At 61.4% G+C, this 23,072-nt stretch carries 16 protein-coding genes and 2 pseudogenes; all 18 read right to left on the bottom strand.

The genetic code is table 11. The features are described from left to right. Nucleotides 1–16 precede the first annotated feature (16 nt). The 18 genes and pseudogenes from PPUTUW4_RS13940 to PPUTUW4_RS14020 all read right to left on the bottom strand — a co-directional run bounded on the left by PPUTUW4_RS13940 (nt 17) and on the right by PPUTUW4_RS14020 (nt 23,047). Entirely contained in the window at nt 17–1,327 is a 1,311-nt protein-coding gene (locus PPUTUW4_RS13940) for an ABC transporter substrate-binding protein (RefSeq protein ID WP_015095247.1), read from the bottom strand. Nucleotides 1,328–1,414: 87 nt separating this feature from the next. Next, nucleotides 1,415–2,761, bottom strand: coding sequence for an outer membrane beta-barrel protein (locus PPUTUW4_RS13945; RefSeq protein ID WP_015095248.1), 1,347 nt, complete (start codon nt 2,759–2,761; stop codon nt 1,415–1,417). Nucleotides 2,762–3,214: 453 nt separating this feature from the next. After that, nucleotides 3,215–3,925, bottom strand: coding sequence for an NAD(P)H-dependent oxidoreductase (locus PPUTUW4_RS13950; protein ID WP_015095249.1), 711 nt, complete (start codon nt 3,923–3,925; stop codon nt 3,215–3,217). 87 nt (nt 3,926–4,012) lie between these two features. Next, on the bottom strand, nt 4,013–5,428 hold the full coding sequence (locus PPUTUW4_RS13955; protein WP_015095250.1) for an aldehyde dehydrogenase family protein: 1,416 nt from the start codon (nt 5,426–5,428) through the stop codon (nt 4,013–4,015). Beyond that, nucleotides 5,421–6,611 carry an aminotransferase class I/II-fold pyridoxal phosphate-dependent enzyme gene (locus PPUTUW4_RS13960; protein ID WP_015095251.1) on the bottom strand — a complete coding sequence of 397 codons (1,191 nt, stop codon included), beginning with the start codon at nt 6,609–6,611 and terminating at the stop codon, nt 5,421–5,423. Before PPUTUW4_RS13960 ends, PPUTUW4_RS13955 begins: the two co-directional genes overlap by 8 nt. Nucleotides 6,612–6,635: 24 nt before the next feature. Continuing rightward, a complete protein-coding gene (locus tag PPUTUW4_RS13965) occupies nt 6,636–8,243 on the bottom strand; it encodes a 5-guanidino-2-oxopentanoate decarboxylase (protein WP_015095252.1) in 1,608 nt (535 codons plus the stop codon). A 10-nt stretch (nt 8,244–8,253) separates the two neighbouring features. Then, complete coding sequence (locus PPUTUW4_RS13970) at nt 8,254–10,353, bottom strand: acetate--CoA ligase family protein (RefSeq protein WP_015095253.1); 2,100 nt, start codon at nt 10,351–10,353, stop codon at nt 8,254–8,256. 18 nt (nt 10,354–10,371) lie between these two features. Then, nucleotides 10,372–11,532 carry an acyl-CoA dehydrogenase family protein gene (locus tag PPUTUW4_RS13975; protein ID WP_007974349.1) on the bottom strand — a complete coding sequence of 387 codons (1,161 nt, stop codon included), beginning with the start codon at nt 11,530–11,532 and terminating at the stop codon, nt 10,372–10,374. A 40-nt stretch (nt 11,533–11,572) separates the two neighbouring features. Further along, nucleotides 11,573–12,364: an enoyl-CoA hydratase-related protein gene (locus PPUTUW4_RS13980; protein ID WP_015095254.1), complete on the bottom strand. Its 792-nt coding sequence runs from the start codon at nt 12,362–12,364 to the stop codon at nt 11,573–11,575. A gap of 353 nt (nt 12,365–12,717) precedes the next feature. After that, complete coding sequence (locus tag PPUTUW4_RS13985; protein WP_015095255.1) at nt 12,718–14,142, bottom strand: amino acid permease; 1,425 nt, start codon at nt 14,140–14,142, stop codon at nt 12,718–12,720. Nucleotides 14,143–14,350: 208 nt separating this feature from the next. Then, nucleotides 14,351–16,606, bottom strand: coding sequence for an ATP-binding protein (locus tag PPUTUW4_RS13990; RefSeq protein WP_015095256.1), 2,256 nt, complete (start codon nt 16,604–16,606; stop codon nt 14,351–14,353). After that, a pseudogene (locus PPUTUW4_RS13995) lies at nt 16,603–17,375 on the bottom strand (transporter substrate-binding domain-containing protein). The gene PPUTUW4_RS13990 and the pseudogene PPUTUW4_RS13995 overlap by 4 nt, the downstream one beginning before the upstream one ends. A gap of 5 nt (nt 17,376–17,380) precedes the next feature. Next, nucleotides 17,381–17,668 (bottom strand): annotated as a pseudogene (locus PPUTUW4_RS14000) (winged helix-turn-helix domain-containing protein); the annotation flags it as partial. A gap of 522 nt (nt 17,669–18,190) precedes the next feature. Then, complete coding sequence (locus PPUTUW4_RS29295; RefSeq protein ID WP_015095259.1) at nt 18,191–19,141, bottom strand: hypothetical protein; 951 nt, start codon at nt 19,139–19,141, stop codon at nt 18,191–18,193. 290 nt (nt 19,142–19,431) lie between these two features. Continuing rightward, complete coding sequence (locus PPUTUW4_RS14005) at nt 19,432–20,148, bottom strand: response regulator (protein ID WP_015095260.1); 717 nt, start codon at nt 20,146–20,148, stop codon at nt 19,432–19,434. 92 nt (nt 20,149–20,240) lie between these two features. Beyond that, nucleotides 20,241–20,888, bottom strand: a complete 648-nt coding sequence (locus tag PPUTUW4_RS14010) for a TetR family transcriptional regulator C-terminal domain-containing protein (RefSeq protein WP_007974341.1) — start codon at nt 20,886–20,888, stop codon at nt 20,241–20,243. A gap of 246 nt (nt 20,889–21,134) precedes the next feature. Next, nucleotides 21,135–21,923 (bottom strand): class II aldolase/adducin family protein, encoded by a 789-nt coding sequence (locus tag PPUTUW4_RS14015; RefSeq protein WP_015095261.1) that lies wholly within the window; start codon nt 21,921–21,923, stop codon nt 21,135–21,137. 74 nt (nt 21,924–21,997) lie between these two features. After that, on the bottom strand, nt 21,998–23,047 hold the full coding sequence (locus tag PPUTUW4_RS14020) for an ABC transporter substrate-binding protein (protein WP_015095262.1): 1,050 nt from the start codon (nt 23,045–23,047) through the stop codon (nt 21,998–22,000). Nucleotides 23,048–23,072 lie beyond the last annotated feature (25 nt).

Here is a 23,072-nt window from a genome sequence, read left to right on the forward strand (position 1 = left end):
GTGCCCTGTTGTGCGATCAATACGTAATGGCCTGCATCTCGCCGCCCAGCGGAATCGCCGGGGCGGTGGCATTGCTGGTCACGATCAGGTCGTATTTATTGTCCTTGCCCAGACGCCACTGGCCGCTGACCAGAGGCGTCTTGGCGACGTTCTTCACCGGTCCGCCATTCCAGTTGATCGGGCCGACAACGGTGTTGAGGTTGGTCTTGAGCAAGGCATCGCGGACCGCTTGGGCGTTGCCGATTTCTTCGGTGCGTTTGAGGATATCCACTGCCAGTTCGAACAAGGCATGCACGAAGCCCAACGGTTGCGTCCACTGCTTGCCGGTGGCCTGGGTGAAACCCTGGGCCAATTGGCCGGCGCTGGCGCCAGTCAATGACGAGCTGAACGGGTGAGTCGGGCTCCACCAGATTTCGGTCGACAGGTTGTTGCCGGCCTTGCCCAATGCCTCGACTGCCGTCGGAAACAACAAGGCCTTGCCCACCGACACGGCTTTCGGATTGAAGCCTTGCTGCCGGGCCTGGGTCCAGAACGTGCTCAGGTCCGGCGGGATGACCACGCCGGTAACGATCTCGACATCAGCCTTTTTGAACGCGGCGATCTGCGCGGAGAAATCGTCGGTCAGACTCTGGAAGCGGCCAGGGTCGACCAGTTGAAAGCCCTTTTGCGCCAGTACCGGTGGGAACCCGAGCTTCTGGTCGCCCCAGGCATTGCCGTCGCCGTCGTTGGGGAACAGACCGCCAACCACTTTGTTCGACGGCATCGCCCCCCACATCGTGCTGTAAGTGCCGATCACATCTTCCAGGCCCCAGAAGAAATGGTAGGTCCACTCGAAGCCCTGGTCCGGTTTGCCACCCCGGGTGAAAAACCATGGCTGCCACGGGGCAACGGTGGAGATACAGGGAATTTCATTGATTTCGCACTGGTCGGAAACCGGGTTGGTGGTTTCCGGGGTCGACGACACCAGCATCAGGTCGACTTGATCCGACAGGATCAGTTCGCTCGCCACTTCCGCCGCGCGGTTGGGGTTGGACTGGCTGTCCTTGACGATGACCTCCAGGCGATAGGCCTTGCCTGCGACATTGATCGAGTTCTTCAGCACTTGCTTGAGCGACTCGATGATGTAGTTGTCGGCTGCCGCAAAGGGCGCCAACGGCCCGGTCTGCGGGCTGACATAGCCGAGCTTGATCACCCGCTCACCGCCGATGGCAAAGGTGAACGGCATGCTCGCCAGCGCCACGCCACCGGCGGCAATACCGGTACTGCGCAGGAAGTCACGGCGGGAGAAGTCGCGGCCAAACAGGTTTTTATCGTTGTTGTCTGTCATGTAAGTACTCCAAAAGCCTGGACGAACGGGGTCACCACGTGTGGCCGGGGCATCACGCAGGGTCAGGGGTAAAGCAGGGATATCCGTTTAGAAGAAGAAACTGATGTCGAACGACGCGACCACTTGCGAATCCTTTTCGCCGTCGGCATAGGCATCGCGGCCGGGGCCTGAATGAATGTCGTAGCGCAGTTCCGGGCGCAGGCGCACATTGGGTGTCGGCGTCCAGGCCAGGTTGGTGGTGACGCCGTAGAAACTGCCCCAGGTCGGATCGGGAATCCCGGTGTTCGGGTCGATGTTGGCCATCATCACGTGGACCGGGGCGTCGGTGTAGAACCACTCGGCGCGACTGTTCCACATCAGGTTATCGCTGAGCTTGTGGTACCAGTTCACGTCCGTGCCATACCAGGTCGCGTCGTTCTTGTTGGCGAACCCGGCGAAGGCGCCCTGCTCCTGCTTGCCATAGTTCAACTCCAGCGCCACGCGGTTGTTCGGGTCGAGCACTTGCGACAGGGTCAGGTAGGACGCCAAACGCTTGTAGTCGTCATCCTTGGTGCCCGCCGGCAGCGGCGAGCCACAGCTGCATTCGGCGAAACTGTCGCCAGCGCCATTGCCGTAGATGTTTTCCCAGTCGATCCAGGTGCCGAAGTCCGCCGAGCGCCAGCGCACGTTGGCGATCACGTCCGGCGAGTGATTGGGGTCCTGCAGGTTGTTCCAGCCCTGCACCACGCCCAGTTCGAAGCCGAGCATGCTTTCGCCCGGTTCCGAAGGCAGTTTGAACGAGTACAGTGCACCGGCATGTTTGGCCGGGCCGTGCATGAATGAATAGGTGTGGGTGTAGAAGTCAGTCGGTGCCGGAGATGGCAAGGCGAAACCGATTTCGTTTTCCAGCGGCGTGTGGAAAATCCCGATCATCAGCTCAGAGCCGCCGAGCACGGGGAAGTAGAAGTTGACGTAGGCCTGGGCGACGGTGAACGCCGGATCTTCAGGCTTGTTGTCGCGGTTGACGCTCAGGTCTTCGTCCCAGCCGTAGGTCTTGAAGAACCGCGCATCCTTGCCGTACAGCGCCGTGACGTTGAAACCCCAATCAGCTTCTTGCGGCATCGCTCCGGGAAACGGTCCGACGCGGCCGATCACATTGCTCTTGGGTTTCTTTTCCACGGCCAGGGCGAATTGGTTGAGGTTCACACCTTCGTCGGTATTGAAGAAGCTCTGCTTGCTGACGTCATCCGTGCCGTTGTTGTTATAGATCACTCCGGCCTGAGCCCAGCCGTAGATCTTGATCCCATGTTCACGCTCAAGGCTGTCGCCGAAGACATTGCGCACCAGCGAGCCCATGGGATCGTCTGCTGCCAGAGCCATAGAGGGAAACAAAACGTCGGCACCCAAAACGGGCGCGAACAGGGTTGCTGCGCAAACCCATGCACGAATACTCATACCTGCCTTCCTTATTTTTATTAGGCGCCAATCCCCCGAAGGGGCATGAGGCCGAAAGCAAGGTATGACGTCTTGATGAGCCCTGGCTTGAGCTCCACCCGATCGTTGGCGGATCGTGGTGTTCGGCGTAATGGAGGCTACAAGCCCGCCACTGCACCAACAATTCCATTCTCGGCGACTTCAGTGTTTGCGTATTCAGAACAATGCAGGTCTTTGTGGGAGCGAGCTTGCTCGCGATGGCAGAGGCTCGGTCAACATAGATGTTGAAGCTGATGCCCTCATCGCGGGCAAGCCCGCTCCCACAGGTTTTGTGGCGTTGGTCAGGCATCTGCGGCAGCGCCGATCATTGTGGGAGCGAGCCTGCTCGCGAAGGCGGTGGGTCAGCCGACATCAATGTTGACTGTGCCATCGTATTCGCGAGCAGGCTCGCTCCCACAGGGTTAGCGGTGTTGATCAGGCAGTGGTGGTCAGCGGATAGAGCTTGTCATCGAACTGCGACAGCTTCGGGAATACCAGGGGCTGATCATCACTCAGGTGCTGCAAACGCTGGCCGTAATCAACCAGAAATTGCTGGCGCGCCTCTTCACTGATGTAGGGCACATGCCAGGCCACGAAGGGTTCCAGCACATCGAAGCCGACGTAAGCCAGGGTTCCACGCAGGATCGGCCGCAGCATGTCCTCCAACGGACCGTGGATCGCGCCCTCACCGAACATGTGCTCACGCCCACCCAGGGTCACGGTCACCAGCGCTTTCTTGCCGGCCAATCCACCCTGATCGTAGAAGCGCTTGCCGCCGTAGCAGATGCCGGACACCAGCACCCGGTCGATCCAGCCCTTGAGCATGGCCGGGGCGGAGAACCAGAAAATCGGGAAGTTGAGGATCAGCAGGTCGGCCCACAGCAGTTTGTCCAGCTCGGCCTGGATGTCCGGTGCCAGCGACTGGCTCTTCACGCCCAGGCGTTGTTCCAGGGCATAGACCAGGTACTCGGGGTTTTCCCGATTCGAGAAGTCGGCGTCGCTGGCCACCGGGTTCCAGTTCATTTTGTACAGGTCACTGACCTGCACTTCATGGCCCTGGGCCTCAAGCGTGGCAACGGCCTGGTCACGCAGGGCGGCGGTGAAGGATTGCGGCTCCGGGTGAGCGTGGACGATCAGTACTTTCATGGTGGTTCCTTAGATTTGTTCCAGCGTATCGAGTGAAGGTGTGGAGTAGCAACATCGTGGGTGATGAACAGTCTGAATCGCCAACCGTCACACCTGGATCGCCTTCACTTCGACGAACTCGTTGAGTCCCTCCTCGCCCCACTCCCGGCCATTGCCCGATTGTTTGTAGCCACCGAACGGGGCCTGGTAATTGAACGCGGCGCCGTTGAGGAAGCACTGGCCAGCGCGCATCTGCCGGCCCAGGTGCAAGGCACGCTCGGCACTGCCGGCCCAGACGCCGCTGGACAGGCCGAACGGCGAGTCGTTGGCGATCTGGATGGCCTGTGCTTCATCGGTGTAGGGAATCAGGCACAGCACCGGGCCGAAGATTTCTTCCTGGGCGATGCGCATGCGGTTGTCGACATCGGCGAACAGCGTCGGGCTGACATAGAAGCCGCGCTCGAATGCCGACGGCGCGTCACCGCCGCACAGCAGCCTTGCGCCTTCCTGTTGGCCGGCCTCGATGTAATCGAGCACGGTGCGTTTTTGCCCCGCTGAACACATAGGCCCCAGGAAGCTTTGCGGGTCCAGGGGATCGCCCATGCGCAGGCTCAGGGTCTCCTGCAGGGCGATTTCCACGGCTTGGGCATAACGGCTGGCCGGCAGCAGCATGCGGGTCAGTGCGGTGCAGGTCTGGCCGGAGTTGATCATCACGTCCTGCACGCCGTAGCGCACGGCAGCGTCCAGGTCCGCATCCTCGGCAATCAGCAGCGGCGACTTGCCGCCCAGTTCCAGGCACACCCTTTTCACCGAAGGCGCCGCCGCTTGCGCAACGCGAACGCCGGCACCGGTGGAGCCGGTGAACGACACCATGTCCACGTCAGGGTGTTTGGCCAGCGCTTCGCCAACTTTCGAGCCCGGCCCGCTGACCAGGTTAAACACCCCGGCCGGCAAGCCGATGTCTTCTATCATCTGCGCCAGCAGGAAGGCATGCAACGGGGTTTCCTGGCTCGGCTTGACCACCACGGTGCAACCGGCGGCCAGAGCCGGGGCGAGTTTGCCGATCAACTGGTGCAGCGGGTAATTCCACGGGTTGATGAACGCGCAGACACCCACGGCCTCGCGGATCACCAGCGAATTGCCGACTTCGCGCACCTCGTCCATCAGATGAGCCAGTTCGACGTACTGCTCAAGGCCAGCGATCGGCCCGTCGACCTGCACCGAGCGGCACCATTGCACCGGCATGCCCAGTTCGCTGGTGATGACCGCGGCCATCTCATCGGCGCGGGCACGCAATTGCCCGGCCAGGGCGCGAATGTAACCGGCACGCACGCTGGAGGGTGTGCGTGACCATGAATCGAAGGCCCGGCGTGCAGCCGCCACGGCGTTTTCAACATCGCGCTCATCGCCCAGCGGCACGCTGCCAGCCACTTCTTCCGTGGCAGGGTTGATCACCTCGGCGATGCCCTGCCCCGACGGTTTTTGCCAGCGGCCATCAATAAACAGTGCATTGTGATTAAGCATGAACCTGAGCCTCCATCAGTTCTCGGGCACAACGGGCAATGCGCTGGCAGGCATCGCGCAAGGGTTCGGCGCCGACCACCAGACCGAGGCGAATGTGCCCCGCCGCGCTCGGACCAAAGGCCTCGCCGGCCAATACCGACACACCGTGGCGATCCAGCAGACGGTCGGCAAACGCCTGGGCACTGAGCCCGGTCTGGCGGATATCGAGCATCACGAACATGCCGCCATCGGGTTTCAACGCCCGCACCCCGGGGCAATCGGCCAGGCTGTCGCATACCAGATCGCGACGCTGGCGATAGGCTTCGCGCATGGCCTCCAGTTCCGGCAGGTTGCTTTCCAGGGCCACCACGGCAGCGTCCTGAATGAAGTCCGGCGAGCCGTAGAGCATGCACAGCGCAAGGTTTTCCAGGTGCGCAGCGAGGGACGGTGGCGCCACCACCCAGCCGACGCGCCAGCCGGTCATGGCGTGGGATTTCGACAGGCTGTTGAGGGTCGCGGTGCGCTCGGCCATGCCCGGCAGGCTCGCCGGGCTGACGTGCTCGCCTTCGAACAGCAGTTCGCTGTAGACCTCGTCGGAAATCAGCCACAGGTCGTGGCCGATGCACAATTCGGCCAGAGCGGCCCAGGTGCTGCGCGGCAGGCTGGCGCCGGACGGGTTGTGCGGACTGTTCAGCGCCAGGGCCCGGGTGCGCGGCGTGATGCGCGCGGCGACATCTTCAGGCAACACCCGGAAGCCGTTTTCCGAACGCACCGGCACCGGCACCACCACGGCGCCGCAGGCACCGAACACGGCTTCGTAGGTGACGTACATCGGTTCGGCGACTATCACTTCGTCACCGGGATTTAGCACGCATTGGGCCACGCTGAACAGCGCACATTGCGCCCCGGCCAGTACGGTCACCTGATCGGCCGAAACGGCTTGGCCGCTGCGTTGTTGATGACGCCTGGCGATGGCTTCACGCAGGGCACGCTTGCCGCGCACCTCGGCGTAATGGGTGTTGCCGCTCAGCAGGCTGTCGATGGCACCCTGCACGATAGGCTGTGGCGTGTCGAAATCCGGGTCGCCCACGGACAGCAGCAAAATGTCCTGGCCCTGCTCGCGCAGCGCCAGGGCGCGGTAGTGAATATCCCAGGCGGCAGCGCCATCACCGGCGATACGTTGAGTCAGATCGGAAAAGCGCATGGCTTCGTCCCCTTCAAATACAGATCAGTGCGCGCAGGCATGCTTGAGTTCGATCAAGGTCACGCCGTTGCGCTTGAAGCCGTGGCGCAAGTCGGTCTGCAACTCGGCCAGGCTTTGCGGCTGGTTCACCGTGCAACCGAACGCACGCGCGAGGGCGGCGAAATCCGGATTGCGCGGCAGTACGCCGATGGGTTCGATGTCCAGGCCGAGCATGTCGTCGCGGATCTGCCCCAGGGCGTCGTTGTTCCACAGCAGCACCACCAGCGGGCTGTCCAGCTCTTCGACTGCCGTCGCCAGTTCCTGCGCGGTGTAGAGGAAACCACCGTCGCCGACCAGCACCAGACCGGGCCGTTGCGGAGCGCCGAACTTGGCGCCGATCCCCGCAGGCAAGCCATAACCCAAGGTGCCGTAGCCGGTCGGGTGCAACCAGCTGCGGATGGCCAGGCTGTCAAAGGCGTAGTTACCCGTATACGCAAGCTGGGTCATGTCGGTGCTGATGAAGGCGTTGTCCGGCAGCTCCGCCGCAATACGCTCGAGAATCGCCTGATGGATCGACTGCAACGGACCATGGCTGGCCTTGACCACTTCGCGCAACGCGGCAACCGAGGCTATCGCCGTGCCGGCATCACGCACGTCCGATGGCAGGCGCTCAAGCAAACCGCTGAGGGTTTGTTGTGCATCGCCCTGCAAGGCCACTGCGCAGGGGTAGAAGTCGTTGAATTTGCGCGGGTCGATATCGACGCGCAGCAGTTCACCCTGGAGCGGCAGGCGTTCGCGCCAGAAGTCGGTGTCGGCCATTTCAGTGCCGACCGCCAGCACCACGTCGGCCTCGGCGATCAGGTTCCAGCCCGGCTCCACGCACAGCGAGGAACCGGCGTTGAGCGGTGCATCCGGTGGCAGCAGGCCCTTGCCGGCGACGCTGGTGAACAGTGGCGCAGCGAGACGCGTGCTGAGTTCACTGAGTTCCTGCACGGCATTCAGTGCACCACCACCGGCGATGATCATCGGCCGTTTCGCGCCTTTGAGTTTGGCCACGGCTTGATCCAGCGCAGTGGCGGATGCCGGACCACGGCCCGGACGACGCACCACATCATTGCTCCAGTCACGGGCAATCGGCGCCGCCAACACGTCCAGCGGCACCGAGATGTGCACCGGGCGCGGCCGCTCGCTGTCGAACACCGCGTAGGCACGGGCGACCAGTTCCGGCAGGTCTTCGGCGGTCAGCGCCACGGCCGAGAACGCCGTGATCGGCGCAGTCATCGCCCGCTGGTCCTGGCACTCGTGCAGGCTGCCCCAACCCTTGCCGAGGCTGGCGCTGTGGTTGACGCTGGAAATCACCAGCATCGGAATCGAATCGGCATAGGCCTGGCCGATACCGGTGGCGGCGTTGGTCACGCCGGGGCCGGTGATGACGAAGCACACGCCGGGTTTGCCGCTGACCCGGGCATAACCGTCGGCCATGAAGCTGGCGCCCTGCTCATGACGGGTCAGCACGTGGCGAATGCCGCTGCCGGGCAAGCCGCGATACAGCTCCAGGGTGTGTACGCCGGGGATGCCGAACACGGTATCGACGCCGTAGTTGGCCAACAGGCGCACCAGGGCCTGGCCGCCGGTCAAGGTTTTGCTTTGCATGTTCATGTCCTCACTCCTGGCCGAGGCGAATCAACGCATCGACCGCAGTCGTGCCCTGGGCACCGACCAACAATGGGTTCACATCGAGTTCCAGCAGTTGCGCGGCGTTTTCGCAGGCGTAGTCGGCCACGGCGCGGATCGCCGTCACCAGGGCGTCGAGGTCAGCAGACTCGCGGCCACGGAAACCTTGCAGCAACGGGGCGCTGCGCAGGCTGAGCAAGGCATTGCGGATTGCGCCGTCGGTGGTCGGCAGCAACAGGCTGCGACTGTCCTTGAGCAGCTCCACCAGAATGCCGCCGGCACCGATCACCAGCGCGAGGCCGAAATCGTTTTCGCGCTTGATGCCGACGATCAGTTCAGCCAGTGGCGGTTTGGCCATTGGCTCCAGCAACAGTTGATCGAAGGCTACGCCCGGGGCGTAGGCGGCAATGCTGGCGCGCATCTTCTCCAGCGCCGCACTCAACGCAGCGCCATCCTTGAGGTTCAGAGCCACGGCGCCGGCTTCGGTCTTGTGTGGCAGTTGTGCGCTGACGGCTTTCAAGACCAGCGGATAGCCCAGTGACTCGGCATCCTTAAGGGCTTGGTCCGGGGTGCTCAATACGCCGTCTGGCGTCGGCAGGCCAAAGGCTTTCAACGCCTGCTTGGAATCCCATTCATTGAGCAAGCGCCCCTCGCCTTCCAGCGCGTGCGGGCACAGCGGCACCAGTGCCGATTCACCCAGAGCGAGCAAGGCCTGGCGATTGCGCTGATAACCGGCAATGCGGCCCCACGCGGCCAGCCCGTCTTCCACCCCCTGCAATGCCGCGACGCCTTGTGCGTGCAGACGCTCACGGGCGTGGGCCGGCAGCAATTCGGGGAAGGCCGAGGTGACGAAACCGGTCTTGCCGTGGCGCTGCAGTGCCGCGCAGTACAGCTCCAGCAGCAGGTCGCACTCCTTGCGCTCGCCGGTGAACTCCGACGGGTAGTCGAGCACCAGCATCGCCGCGTCGGCTTCGGTGCGCAGGGCGCTGTCGAGCATGCGGTTCAAGGCTTCGCCATCGCCCCAGATGGCCGTGGTGAAGTCCAGCGGGTTGACCAGGTTGGCGTAACTCGGCAGCACCTGCGCGAGTTCGCCGACCTGTCCTTGATCGAGTTTCGGCAGGCCCAGGTCGTTGCGTTCGGCGTAGTCGGCAATCAGCCCGGCGTCGCCACCGGAACAGGCCAGCGCGATCAGACTGTTACCCGCTGGCAGGTTGCCACAGGCCGCGGCCTTGAGGGTTTCGACAAAACTCACCGGGCCGCTGACGCGGATCACCCCGAGACGGTCGAACAGTGCGTCGTACAGCGCATCGGAGCCGGACAGCGAGCTGGTGTGACTCAAGGCCAGTTCTGCGCCGATCTGCGAAACGCCGGTTTTCAGGGCGATGATCGGGATGCCCCTCTCCAGCGCCTTGTGCGCGGCGCGGGCAAAACCCGGCACGTTTTTCAGGCCTTCCAGATGCAAGCCGATGGCGGTGACCCGAGGTTCGTCGAGCAACACGTCCATCAATTCAGCCACACCCAGTTGCGCCTGATTGCCCACCGACGCCATGTAGGCCACCGGCAACGAGCGGTCGCTCATGGACAGGTTGTAGGCGAAGTTGCCGCTTTGGGTCAGCACCGCCACACCCTTCTGCACCGCTTTGCCGCCATGGGCAACCGGCCACAGCGCGCAGCTGTGCAGGTAGTCGAGCAGGCCGTAGCAGTTGGGGCCGAGCAAGGCCATGTCGCCAGCGGCCTTGAGCAGTTGCTGTTGCAGGGCCTGGCCTTCGGCGCCGGTCTCGGCAAAACCCGAGGCGTAGCAGATCGCGCCGCCCGCGCCGATGGCGGCCAGTTCAGCGACGCAGGTCAGGGTGAGTTCGCGGTTGGTGGCGATGAACACGGCGTCCGGGCCGCAAGGCAGCTCCGCGACGCTGCGCACGCACGGCACACCTTCAAGGCTGTCGTGCTGTGGATTGACCAGCCACATCTGCCCTGGGTAGCCGCCCTCGGCACAGCGCTTGAGGGCGCGTGCCATGCTGCGGCCGCCGACGAACGCCACGTGTTGCGGTGCGAGCATGCGTTTGAGGTTGTCACGAATGGATTGGGACATGGGAATTCTCCGGGCCGGTCAGCGCAGCAGCGGCCGCAGCAGTTCGCGGGAAATAATGTGGCGCTGGATTTCCGAGGTGCCTTCCCAGATCCGTTCGATCCGTGCGTTGCGCCAGATGCGCTCCACCGGACCTTCGTCCATCAGGCCCATGCCGCCGAAAATCTGCACCGCTTCGTCGGCGGTACGGCCGAGCACCTCACTGGCGAACAGCTTGGCCATGCCGGCCTCGCCATCGGTCATAGTGCCCTGGTCCATTTTCCACGCGGTGTGCAGGGTCAGCAGTTCGGCGGCGCGGATCTGCGTGGCCATGTCGGCCAACTTGAAGGACACGCCCTGGTAGGTGCCGATCGGCTGGCCGAATTGCTTGCGGTCAGCTGCCCATTGCAGCGACACGTCCAGTGCACGCTGGGCCTGACCGACGCAGTTGGCCGCGACCATCACGCGACCGGCGGTCAGCCAGGCGTTGGCCACGTCCCAACCCTTGCCGACTTCGCCCAGCACTTTGCTGGCCGGTACGCGGCAGTCGTCGAAGAACATTTCGAAGGTGTGGTAACCCCGGTTGCTCACGCACTTGGGTCCACGGCGAATGGTCATGCCCGGGGTGTTGCGGTCGACCAGGAACGAGGTCACGGCGTTACGCTTTTTGCCGTTGTGTTCGTAGGTGTCGGTCACGGCGAAGACGATGGCGAAATCGGCATGCCCAGCGTGGCTGATGAAATGCTTGCTGCCGTTGAGAATGAAGTCGTCGCCTTCACGCACGGCGCGGGTCTTGATCGCATTGGCATCGGAACCGGCACCCGGCTCGGTCAAGGCGAAGCAGTCGATTTTCTCGCCCTGGATGCACGGCAACAGGTAGTCGTTGATCTGCTCGCCGGTGCAGGCCATGAGGATTTTCGACGGCCGCGCGACAAACACGTGCAGTGCCCAGGAGACCTTGGACAGCTCACGTTCGATCAGTGCCTGGGACAGGTAGTCCAGGCCACCGCCGCCCACTTCTTCGGGCATGTTGAAGGCGTAGAACCCGGCGGCGATCGCCTTGCCGCGAATCTGCGCCGCCAGCTCCGGGGACACTTCGTCGGCGCGGTCGACTTGCTCTTCATAGGGCAGCAGTTCCTTCTCGACGAAGCTGCGTACCGAGTCCACCAACATTTCTTGTTCTTGGGTCAGTTGGAAATTCATGCTGCTACCTGTTGTTCGTGTGCTGAAAGAAGTGTGGAAATCAACGGCCGACGAAACGTGCCGGGCGTTTTTCCATGGCGGCGCGAAGGGCTTCGTTGCCATCCTCACTGCGACCGCAGAGCAGGCCCGCGGCGAGTTCGGCTTGCAGTTGTTCCGCCAGGCTGCGATCGGCACCTTCGCGCATGAGTTTTTTGGTCTGGGCAAAAGCGAACGTCGGCCCGGCGGCCAGGCGTGCGGCCAGTTCGCTGGTGACCGTCAGCAACTGATCGTCGGCACAGACATCGCCAACCAGACCGGCGTCGAGGGCACGGTCAGCACTCCACAGTTCATCGAGGAACAGCAGGCGCTTGGCTTTTTCGCTGCCGATCAGGCGCGGCAGGTGCCAACTGGCGCCGGCATCCGGCGAGTACGCCATGCTGGTGTAGCCGGCCTTGAAGCGAGCCGACTGCCCGGCAATGCGCAGGTCGCAGCACAGGGTCAGGTCCATCCCGGCGCCGACAGCGGTGCCGTTGATGGCGGCGATGGTCGGTTTTTCCAGGCTGTGCAGGCGAGTCATCAAGGCGTGGGCGGTCTCGGTCCAGCCGTAGGTTTCCAGTGCGCCCCGGGCTTCGGCATCCGCCCATTCATCGAGGTCGGCGCCCGCGCAGAAGCTGCGGCCACTGCCCGTCAATACCACCACACGCACCGCTGGATCGGCGTTGAAACCGTCGAGCAAAGCGTGCAGGTTTTTCAGCGTCGGAACGTCCAGCGCATTGCGCTGGGCAGTGCGATTGAGGGTGATCCAGGCAACGCCTGCTTCGACCTGGCTGAGCAGCGACGATTGAGTGGTCATGGGAATCCTCGAATTATTGTGATTGGTCTGAGGTGATGCGACTTGAGGCCATACTAAACGACTGTTCAGTAAGGCGGCAATCGGTGGGGAAATAGGCTGTAACAAGCCAAAAAAATCTGTAACACATTGGTTTTATTGTGTTTTTTATAGATGCGTGAGCATAAGCCGTTTGCGCTGTTACAACTTCGAACAACTGACGACAGGAGACCGGTCGCAAATTTACCGAACACCGCAAACCCCTGTGGGAGCGAGCTTGCTCGCGATAGCGGTAGACCAGTCAACAGTGATGTTGAACCTGATGCCGCCATCGCGAGCAAGCTCGCTCCCACAGGGAATGTGTTGGATTGAAGGAATTAAACAGTCGGCAAGCTCGGTGCCAGCACGCCCTGACGCTTGCGATGAATCAGGAAGTACGCGCCATAGCACAGCGCAATAAATCCAAAGCCCCAATACAGCGACGGACGCTGGGTTTCATCCAGGGCCAGGAACACGAACAGCGAGCAGCACAGCGTGATGCACATCAGCGGCAATACCGGGAACCACGGTGCGCGGTATTTCAGGTCGCTGAGTTTGCCGCCGTCACGCAGGAACGCCTTGCGGAACTTGTATTGCGCCAGGGCGATGACGATCCAGGTCACGGTGCCGGACATGCCGCTCACCGCCATCAGCACCATGAACAAAGTGTCGGCGGCGACGAAGCTGGTCATCAGCGATACCAGCGCGAAGCACAAGGTGATGCTCAGGGCCCGCAACGGCACGCCACGCTTGCTCAAGGGCGACAGGCTTTTCGGCGCCATGCCGGTTTTCGACATCGCCCACAGAATGCGCGTCGAAGCATAGAGGCCGGAGTTGCCCACCGACAGGATCGCGGTGAGGATCACGAAGTTCATCAGGTCGGCGGCGTAGGGAATGCCAACCATATCGAACACCTGCACGAACGGGCTTTCCATCAGTCCCGCCTGCTGCCACGGCACAATGGCCGACAGCACGATAATCGCCAGCACGTAGAAAATCAGCACGCGGAACACTACGTTGCGCACGGCGCGGGGAATGCTCTTTTCCGGCTGGTCGGTTTCACCGGCGGCCACGCCCATGATCTCGCAACCCTGGAACGCGTAGACCACGGTCATCATCACTGCGAACACGGCGGACAGTCCGTTGGGGAACAGCGAATCGCCGATCAGGTTGGTCGCCATCGGTGCCGGTGCGCCGCTGCTCAGGGGCATCACGCCGAAGATCACCAGCACGCCGACCACGATGAAACCGAGAATGGCCGCGACCTTGATCCCCGAGAACCAGTATTCGGCTTCACCGAAAGCGCGGGTGGCCATGGCGTTGATGCCGAACAGCACCACCACGAACAGCGCCGACCAGTACCAGATCGGCACCGCCGGGAACCAGCGGGTCATCAACATGCCGGCGGCGGTGAATTCCAGGCCGACGGTGGTGGCCCAGCTCATCCAGTACACCCAGCCGATCATGAACCCGGTGGCCGGGCCGATGTATTTGGTGGCGTGGGTCTGGAACGAACCGGACACCGGCATCTGCACCGACAGTTCGCCCAGGCAGACCATCACCAGGTACATCAGGAAACCCGCGACCAGGTAAGCCAGGATCGCCCCCACCGGGCCGCCCTGGTTAATGGTCACGCCGGAGCCCATGAACAGCCCGGTGCCGATGACGCCGCCCAGGGACAGCATGAAGATGTGCCGGCTCTTGAGGGCGCGGGTCAGCTGTATGCCTTTTTGATGGGTGCTGCGATCAGTGTTTTCGTTCATGTCGGCACCTCAGCAGTCGTTGAGGTGAACAGCGCGCGACAGGACGTCACGGCGCAGGGAGGGATCAGCTTTACGGCAATTCATTATTATTATCTCCAATAAGCTTCGAAGACCGCGCTGCGGCGGTTGCGTCGATTATTGGAAAGCCATGTAAGTTCGCGTTGACCGTAAGGATCGAAGTTGTACAAAGTCGTAACAAATTTGTACGTCAGCTCTGCAACAGGCCTTTGAGGGTATCGAGCGAGTGCTGCAATTGCTCATCCAGCGCCGGGTTCATGCGCTGGATGTCCGACTCATCGTTGGCCAACGCCAGGGTTTCCAGCGTCCTCAAGGTGCTGGCCAGGGCCCTGAAACCCAGGGAATCGCAGCTGCCGGCCAGACGGTGCGCCAGTTGCGCGACCTCTGTGCAGTCATCGGCGGCCATGGCTTCATGCAGCGCATCGCGGTGCTGCAGGATCGAATCGCGCAACACCGCCAGCAGGCCCTGGACCTTTTGCTCACCGAGCAAGGTGCGATGAGTCTGCAACAGCGGCCAGTCCATCGCTTCATCACTCATCAACGCCCCGGCGATGTGAGTACGCCCCTCCAGCACCTGGCGCAGGTTTTCCAGCTTCAAGGGCTTGGCCAGGACACCGTCCATGCCGACCTCCAGATAACTGCGCACCAGTGCCGGTTGCACGCTGGCGGTCAGGGCGAAAATGCGCGTATGGCGGTTCGGCCCGTCGCTGTGACGGATCTGCCGGCATAACTCGACACCGCTGATGCCCGGCAGATGCACGTCCAGCAACAGCAAATCGAAAACCTGCGTTGTGCAGTGTTGCAGCGCCTGCTCCGCGTCTTCGGCGAGCCACACCCGGTGGCCGTCTCGCTGCAGCAACCCCTTGGCCACTTCGCGGTTGAGCGCCACGTCTTCGACCACCAGGATATCCAGTGCCGGCCCCGCCGCCCGAACCGGCGGGGCCTCTGCCACGCCGCTGGCCGGCTGCAGGGACAGCTCGAACCAGAAACAACTGCCGCGCCCCTCTTCGCTGTCCACGCCGATGCAGCCGCCCATCTGCTCCACCAGGTGTTTGCAGATCGCCAACCCCAGCCCGGTGCCACCAAAACGTTGCGCGACTTCTTCGCTGGCCTGGGTGAAACGCTCGAAAATCTTCGCCTGCATCGCCGGGGCAATGCCAATGCCGTCGTCAGTGACACTGACCCGCAGTCGCTGCCCCGCCTGTTCGCCGGTTTCGCTGAGTAGCGCCACCTGGACACTGACTTCGCCGCCCTCGGTGAACTTGATCGCGTTGGCCAACAGGTTGCTCAGCACCTGGCGCAGGAATTGTTCGGCGCCGTGGTGATGTTCGGCAATCCGCTGGTCGACCCGGCAACTGAGGATCGTGTCGTTGTTCAGCGCTCGCGGTTCGAGCAGTGTCAGCACCTCGTCGAGCAACTGGCGCAGCGAGAAATCCACCGGCTCGGGATGGCTGACGCCCTCCTCCAGCTTGGCGAAATACAGCACTTCGTTGAGGATCGTCAGCAAGCCTTCGCCGGCCTTGTGCAAGGCATCCAGGCGCTTGCCATCCTGGGCATCCAGGCGCGCGCCGCGCAACAGTTCGGCCATGCCGAGGATGCCGTTGAGGGGCGTGCGCAGCTCGTGGCTCATGGTCGCCAGGAACCGCGACTTGGCAAGGTTGGCCGCTTCCGCTTCATCCTTGGCGCGCATCAGGCTGGCGGTGCGGCGCTCGACCATTTTCAGCAGCTCGTCGCGGTTGTCCTGCAAGGCCAGGCGATCGCTTTCCCGGCGCTCGATGTCGCGCAGGATCGCCCGACGCATGTCGTCCAGGGCATGGGCCACGGTGTCGATTTCGTCGCTGCCGCGGCGCTTGTCCAGTTGCAGGGGTTCCTGCCATTCACCGGCGGCGATGCGCCGGGCGAACTCGGCCATGACTTTCAGGTGTCGGGTCACCAGGCGATAGAACAAGCCCGACAACGCCACGGCCAGACCGCAGAGAAACACCGCCATCCACAGCAGGCTGGTCAAACCGGTGGCGTAGAGACGCTGATACACCGCGCCCAGATCGGTGCTGACTTCCAGTTCACCCAGGTGGCGCAAGGGGCCGGACGGCGGCTGATAGTCCAGGGCAAAGCGCTCGATGCGCAGCGGTCCGACCGGCTCGGGATTGCCCTGTATCAGGTCGAAATCGGCGCTGGTCAAGTGCACCCGGGCGACGTCGGAGAAGTCCACCAGCCCGCGCAACTGCACGTTCAACTGCTCCTGGTTCAAGTCCCACAGGCTGCGTTCCAGGCTGGCCAGGTAGCCGGCGCGGATCAGTTCCATGCGCGAATCGATGTCGCGCATTTCCCGTCGATACTCGATGTACAGTTGCACGCTGCTGGCCAGCACGGTGAAGCACAGGCTGAACAACAGAATGAACAGCAACAGACGTCGCAACAGTCCACCGGGACGCGCACCAATCATTGCGCATCCGCCGGCAGGTTGATCATGTCGCGGTAGGTCACTTCGCTTTCATTGAGCCAGCGCTCGATGTCGCCGGCATCGACCATGCGCTGCAATTGCGCGTTGATCTCGGGCATGCGATTGGCCAAGGGCGAGCGCCGCGACACGGCAACCCGCAGATAGTCCACGCTCAAGGCCCTGGGCAAGGCGACGATGTCCTGGCCGCCGGGCAGGTTTTCCACGTACAACTGGCCGGTGCGCCGCTCCTGGGTGATGAAGTCGATGCGCCCGCGAATCAGCTTGCCGAAGTTCTGGTGGCTGTCGGACACCCATTCGATGTTGTTGTTGCGCGCGACCATGCGATCGAACTCCACACCGTAGCTCTCACCGAACAACAGGCCGCCGCGGTAATGGGCCAGGTCGTCCAGTTGTTCGAATTTCACCGGGTGTTGACGGTTGATGAACAGCGCCACTTCTTCACGCAATACCGGCACCGTCGAGAACAGCATGCTCTGCTCCCGTTGCGCGGTGCTGTAGGCCAGCACCACATCGACCCGACCTTCGGCGGCGTCCAGCAGGCAGCGTTTCCAGTTGCCCAGCACGACCATCTCGACCTCATAACCCAGCCGACCGAACAGGTTTTCACTACGCTCGGCGCCAGGCCACGCACCTGTTTGCCATCGCTCCAGGAGACCGGCGGGTACACCGGGTAATCGCAATAGCGAACCTTGTCCGCCGCAACGCCCTGGCCGGCCACCAGCAACGCCAGCAGGCAAAGCCATCGCGCCATCCGGTTCAGGCCGCCACGCCAGCGGTGAACAGGTAACCGGCGCCGTGAATGGTGATGATCAACTGCGGTTCGGCCGGATCGTCGTGCAATTTTCGACGCAGGCGTCCGACCAGCACGTCGATGGAGCGGTCGTTGGGCACCCATTCGCGGTTGCGGATCTGGTCCATCAATTGATCGCGGCTGAGGGTGTGGCCGCTGTTGCGCAGGAACACGCTGAGCAACTGGTATTCGCCGTGGGTCAGCAGGGTTTCGTTGCCCGATGGATCGATCAGGCGACGGCGGTCGGTGTCCAGCGAATTGCTCTGGACGGGGTGATTGAGGGTGTTCCCCGCAGCGTCTGCTTCGACCAAACCGAGCAGAGAACAGTGAGTAGTCATGCGAGCCCTCGAATTAGTGTGATTGGTCAGAGGTGATGTGTCTGAGGTCAGACTAAGCACGCGTTCAGAAAAGTGGGAGATGGTGTTGACTGAAACAGCTTAAAGCAAACTATCTACTGTGTTCATGGTTTTTTTGTGAAAGATGGATTTGGAGACGATCGCGCTGTTACAACTATGAACAACTGGAGACACGCTCATACCACAACACACAACCTCGTATGAACCAGGCTTGCCGGCGAAGGTGATCTCAAGAACGCTTTCGTCGGCAGCCTGGCTCATACAGGTTATTACCCATAGGGAATGTGCTTGATGTTCAGAGCCAAACCTTCGGCAAGCTCGGCGCCAACACGCCCTCACGCTTACGATGGATTGGAGAACTCCCAGGCAGATTGGCAGCAGTAACTATCATGCCCGATATGCCTGTACTCGTTTTTTACATCAGGACTTTGGAGAAAGAAGCATATACCCTCTGCTCTCTCCGGTTGTACCGGGACGCTTCATTGAATCATACAGCTCTGCCAAGGGCACCCAAGGATTATCGCCATACTTATAATTTGCATGTTCAACAAGATGAAGATAACAACGACCTTCCTCATCAACCCTCATTTTGTCAACATATGTAAAATGCCCAGTATTTTTACTAGTAAAGCCGGGTGCATATTGATCTAGAGGCTGTTCGACCTTTCCCAGCTGATACAACTGCGCCCCACCAAAGTTCACGATCAACCTCTTCCCATCTAACTGGTTTAACTGTTTTGCAAAATCCTCAAAAGAGGTGTTGGGAACTGGAAAATATTCCGCGCCCCATGAAATACCGCAACTATCAAGGAGGCGACCACCAATGTTTGTTAATTGCTGTAGACTGAAGCCATCCGTAAATACATGTGCTCGCTCTTCATCGGTTAAGAATCCAATGGCAAAATCCAACTTATCGACAACAGTTTCCTGCGCGATAAAATTCGGCGCCAATAGATCATGCGCGGCAGCTAAAAAAGAAGTGAGATGGCAAGTCCTGGGAGTTGGTTGTGTGTAGCTCAGAGCTGTGACAGAGTTACCACTTGATAGATCCACCTCATACGCTGATGGCTCTATTGCGAACTGTAGGGCTTTTTCATTTTCAAGTTGGTAAAGCGCTCTGCGTATTTCATTAAACACTGCTGGCTGAGCTCTCCAAAGCGTCCCTGCCCCGCTATTTTTTGCGGATGCAAAGTTCGAGTTATCAATAGCTAAACTGGGTAACGACTTTGACTTTGATAATGGTGCGAAGCCCGTACTGGCATTCGAAGCCGATACGAGTTCTCGAGAAATAACACCAGGCACTTCGGTAGATGAGAGCTTTGATGAGTCAACAGCAGGAATCTTAACTGTAGAATTAAATGCTATGGGCATTATACCTCCTGAAACAGGTTGTTTTGCTTTTTTGTACAGGCGTAGACGCTGGCGCCCTCGCATTAACACATGAACCATCTAACGAGTCTTCAAAGCATTTCATAACATTTCGAAATCCTGCTAATGACTCAGACAGTTTTTTCATGCACAACAAGAAGTTAGCGCAACCTGCTGCATGAAGCTCCTGAAAGAAAATTACATTTTATTGCATCAACAAAAACCAAGTGCACGCGTGACATCTGTAGTTATATGTGGCTAGTTTTGACATGCCTGTAGTACACCAATGAAAATCACGCCGCTACGCCGGCGGTGAACAGATAACCGGCGCCGTGAATGGTGATGATCAACTGCGGTTCGGCCGGATCGTCGTGCAATTTGCGACGCAGGCGTCCGACCAGCACGTCGATGGAGCGGTCGTTGGGCACCCATTCGCGGTTGCGGATCTGGTCCATCAATTGATCGCGGCTGAGGGTGTGGCCGCTGTTGCGCAGGAACACGCTGAGCAACTGGTATTCGCCGTGGGTCAGCAGGGTTTCGTTGCCCGATGGATCGATCAGGCGACGGCGGTCGGTGTCCAGCGCCCAATCAGCGAACTGCTTGACCGGTTTGGCCTGCGCAACGGCTGGCTGTGGTATCTGCGCATGACGTACCCGGCGAATCAGGTTTTTCGCCCGGGACACCAGTTCCCTTGGATTGAGGGGTTTGATCACATAGTCATCGGCGCCGCATTCGAGGCCGACGATGCGGTCGATTTCGTCGTTGCGCCCGGTGATCAGGATGATCCCGACCTCCGAACGCACCCGCAGCTCGCGGGTCAGGGTCAGGCCGTCCTTGCCCGGCAGGCGGATGTCGAGCATCACAAGGTCGACGGTCTGGCTGGCGAGGAAGGTTTCCGCCAGTTCCGCCGTGGCGGCGCAATGGACGTCGTAGCCTTCCTGGGACAGGTAGGCGTGCAGCAGATCGCGAATCAGCGGATCGTCATCGACGATCAGTACCCGAGGAGTCATCGCTTGGTGTCCGGCTCAGGCCCGAAGGCCAGTTTCTTATTAGAGTGTTTTCCCGCATCGGCGCCAGAGAGTATCCAGTGTTGAACAACTGATCAACAGTCGCTCGTCTGCACGCAAAAGCGCTGGCGTCCACCGGCCTGCAAACCATCGACCCAGGCCTCGCAAATCTGGATGCCCTGTTCCGGGGTAAAGGTCCCGGGGTTCAGCCCGGACTCCAGCCACAGGCCGTCGAGCAAGGCGCTGAGGCTGATGGCGGCGAGGTCGGCGTCGAAGTTCTCCCACCCCTCCTCCTGGGCCAGTTCCGCCAGCACCTTGCGCAGGATGGCGCGATACTCGCCATAGGAATGATCGTGGGCCTTGTTGATCGCCTCGGCGGTTTTCACCGCGCCCCAGAACGCCAGCCAGGCATCGATCAGTTGCGGATCGAGCAGTTCGGCGGAAAACGAACCGCGGAAAAACGCCGACAAACGCTCCCGGGCATTCGGTGCGGCCTGCTCCATGGCGTCGCGCAACAGGGTCATGACCCGCCCGGTGATTGCCATGTAGGCCTCGGCCACCAGTTCATCCTTGCCGGAATAGTGATGGCTGATCAGCCCCACCGAGACCCCGGCCTCGGCGGAAATCTTGCGGATCGACGCGCCCTGGAAGCCGTGACGCTTGAGGCACACCAGCGTCGCCTCGATCAGGTTGGCTTTGCGCAGCTCCGGTTCCATACGGGAAAAACGGGCTTCCTGGTTCATGGGCGACACGCTCCTTGGTTCAATCGTTTGGGCCGGCGCGGGTTGGCGGCGGGCTGAACGACTGTACAGCAAGAGTGGGCCTTGTCTCCAGTCAGTTGCCAGTCTGGCAGACCGTGGCGCGCCCTTCGCGAGCAGGCTCGCTCCCACAGTTGATTCGGGTTTCCACACATTCTGTGTACGACGCAAATCCCCTGTGGGAGCGAGCCTGCTCGCGAAGAGGCCAGCCCAAACAACCAAGAATCCGGATCAGTCGCGATAACCCGGAGCCACCCGATCCAGCATCCGCAACAACGCCGCCCAGGCCAGTTGCATGGCATCCGGATCACTCAACTCGCCGTCTTCCAACGGCCGCCCCGGATCATTGAACTGCCGCTCGGTGTGCGCGCAGACCTCGTGCGACGGCAGAACAACTTCACCGGCAGCTTGCGCGGCCAACTGGATTTCGCAGGCTTTTTCCAGGTAGTACATGCGCAGGAACGCCTGGCTCACGGTCTCGCCCACGGTCAGCAGACCATGGTTGCGCAGCATCAGGACCGACTTGTCGCCCAGGTCCGCCACCAGCCGTTGTTGCTCGCTCAGGTCCAGCGCCACCCCTTCGTAGTCGTGATAGGCAACGCGACCGTAGAACTCCATGGAAATCTGGTTCACCGGCAATAATCCGCACTTCAACGCCGCCACCGCACACCCGGATTTGGTGTGGGTGTGCAGCACGCACTGCGCATCTTCACGAGCACCGTGGATGGCGCTGTGGATCACGAAACCGGCCGGGTTGACCGGGTATGGCGATGGCTCCACAGCGTGGCCATCGAGGTCTATTTTCACCAGGTTGGACGCGGTTATTTCGTCGAACATCAGCCCGTAGGGGTTGATCAGAAAGTGATGCTCCGGCCCCGGAATGCGCACCGAAATGTGGGTGAAGATCAGATCGGTCATGCGAAAGTGCGCAATCAGGCGATAGCAGGCCGCCAATTCCTCACGCAGGCGCTGCTCGGTGGTGCTGCGCTCAGGGGCCAGGTGGCTGGCGATTTTATTCATTGTCGTGGTTCTCCAGGCTGATCGGCTGGGCAGACAGTAAGGCTGGACGCTTGGGCACGTCCAGCCATCCGCATTTATTTACTGGCCCAGGCGTTGAAGCGCTCTTCCAGCTCTTCGCCATGATCGACCCAGAAGCCGACGTTCATCGACAGCGCGCCCTTGAGGTTCTGCGGTGCGGTGGGCACCCATTGCGCCAGCTTGTCGTCCAGCCGTGCGGCGGCCTGGATGTTGGTCGGGCCGTACGGGATCTGCTGCACGTAGTTGACCTGGGCGTCCGGCTGATTGGCGAAGGCGATGAAGCGCTTGGCCTGATCCACGTGTCTGGAGCCTTTGATGATCGCCCAGTAGTCCATGCCGTACAGGCTGCCGGGCCAGACCAGGCCGAGGTGACTGCCTTTTTGCGCGGCGTCGGCGATGCGTCCGCTGTAGGTCGAGGTCATCACCACGTCGCCGGCGGTCAGCCACTGCGGCGGTTGCGCGCCGGCTTCCCACCACTGGATGTAGGGCTTGAGTTCAGTGAGTTTGGCGAATGCCCGGTCCACGCCTTGCGGGGTGCCGAGTACCTTGTAGACGTCTTCGGTTTTCACGCCGTCCGCGAGCAAGGCAAACTCCAGGTTGTACACCGCGCGTTTACGCAGCCCGCGCTTGCCGGGGGTTTTCTTCACGTCCCAGAAGTCCGCCCAGGAGGTCGGAGCCTGGGCCAGTTTGTCGGTGTCGTAGGCAATCGCCACGCTCCACACCAGTGCGGCGGAACCGCATTCCTGTGCCGCTTCGGGGATCAACTGGTCGGCGTGGCCCAGGCGGGTCCAGTCCAGGCGCTCGTACATGCCTTCCTCACAGCCGCGCATCAGGTCCGGGCCTTCGATCTGCACCACGTCCCAATCGACGTTGCCGGTGTCGACCATCACTTTGATCTTGGCCATCTCGCCGTTGTATTCGCTCTGGATCACCTTGCTGTGATCCACGGCGGCGAAGGGTTGAAAGAACGCCACGTCCTGGGCTTTTTGTCCGGCTCCGCCGTATCCGACCACCACCATGTCCGATGCTGCCTGAGCGCTGCCCAGGCCCATGGCCACGGACAACACCAAGGGATAAAAACCGTGCTTGAGCGTGTGCGATTTCATCAAGGGTTCCTCTTGCAGGTGCCGC

It is taken from the genome of Pseudomonas sp. UW4 (genome assembly GCF_000316175.1).
Lineage (GTDB): Bacteria > Pseudomonadota > Gammaproteobacteria > Pseudomonadales > Pseudomonadaceae > Aquipseudomonas > Aquipseudomonas laurylsulfatiphila.

Excerpts from the sequence above, each read along its gene's own strand:
- PPUTUW4_RS14005 (WP_015095260.1), bottom strand. The coding sequence starts at position 20,148 with ATGACTCCTCGGGTACTGATCGTCGATGACGATCCGCTGATTCGCGAT.
- PPUTUW4_RS13955 (WP_015095250.1), bottom strand. The coding sequence starts at position 5,428 with ATGCTTAATCACAATGCACTGTTTATTGATGGCCGCTGGCAAAAACCG.
- PPUTUW4_RS14015 (WP_015095261.1), bottom strand. The coding sequence starts at position 21,923 with ATGAATAAAATCGCCAGCCACCTGGCCCCTGAGCGCAGCACCACCGAG.
- PPUTUW4_RS14010 (WP_007974341.1), bottom strand. The coding sequence starts at position 20,888 with ATGAACCAGGAAGCCCGTTTTTCCCGTATGGAACCGGAGCTGCGCAAA.
- PPUTUW4_RS13950 (WP_015095249.1), bottom strand. The coding sequence starts at position 3,925 with ATGAAAGTACTGATCGTCCACGCTCACCCGGAGCCGCAATCCTTCACC.
- PPUTUW4_RS14020 (WP_015095262.1), bottom strand. The coding sequence starts at position 23,047 with ATGAAATCGCACACGCTCAAGCACGGTTTTTATCCCTTGGTGTTGTCC.
- PPUTUW4_RS13960 (WP_015095251.1), bottom strand. The coding sequence starts at position 6,611 with ATGCGCTTTTCCGATCTGACTCAACGTATCGCCGGTGATGGCGCTGCC.
- PPUTUW4_RS13975 (WP_007974349.1), bottom strand. The coding sequence starts at position 11,532 with ATGAATTTCCAACTGACCCAAGAACAAGAAATGTTGGTGGACTCGGTA.
- PPUTUW4_RS13990 (WP_015095256.1), bottom strand. The coding sequence starts at position 16,606 with ATGATTGGTGCGCGTCCCGGTGGACTGTTGCGACGTCTGTTGCTGTTC.
- PPUTUW4_RS13970 (WP_015095253.1), bottom strand. The coding sequence starts at position 10,353 with ATGTCCCAATCCATTCGTGACAACCTCAAACGCATGCTCGCACCGCAA.
- PPUTUW4_RS13965 (WP_015095252.1), bottom strand. The coding sequence starts at position 8,243 with ATGCAAAGCAAAACCTTGACCGGCGGCCAGGCCCTGGTGCGCCTGTTG.
- PPUTUW4_RS13945 (WP_015095248.1), bottom strand. The coding sequence starts at position 2,761 with ATGAGTATTCGTGCATGGGTTTGCGCAGCAACCCTGTTCGCGCCCGTT.
- PPUTUW4_RS13985 (WP_015095255.1), bottom strand. The coding sequence starts at position 14,142 with ATGAACGAAAACACTGATCGCAGCACCCATCAAAAAGGCATACAGCTG.
- PPUTUW4_RS29295 (WP_015095259.1), bottom strand. The coding sequence starts at position 19,141 with ATGCCCATAGCATTTAATTCTACAGTTAAGATTCCTGCTGTTGACTCA.
- PPUTUW4_RS13980 (WP_015095254.1), bottom strand. The coding sequence starts at position 12,364 with ATGACCACTCAATCGTCGCTGCTCAGCCAGGTCGAAGCAGGCGTTGCC.
- PPUTUW4_RS13940 (WP_015095247.1), bottom strand. The coding sequence starts at position 1,327 with ATGACAGACAACAACGATAAAAACCTGTTTGGCCGCGACTTCTCCCGC.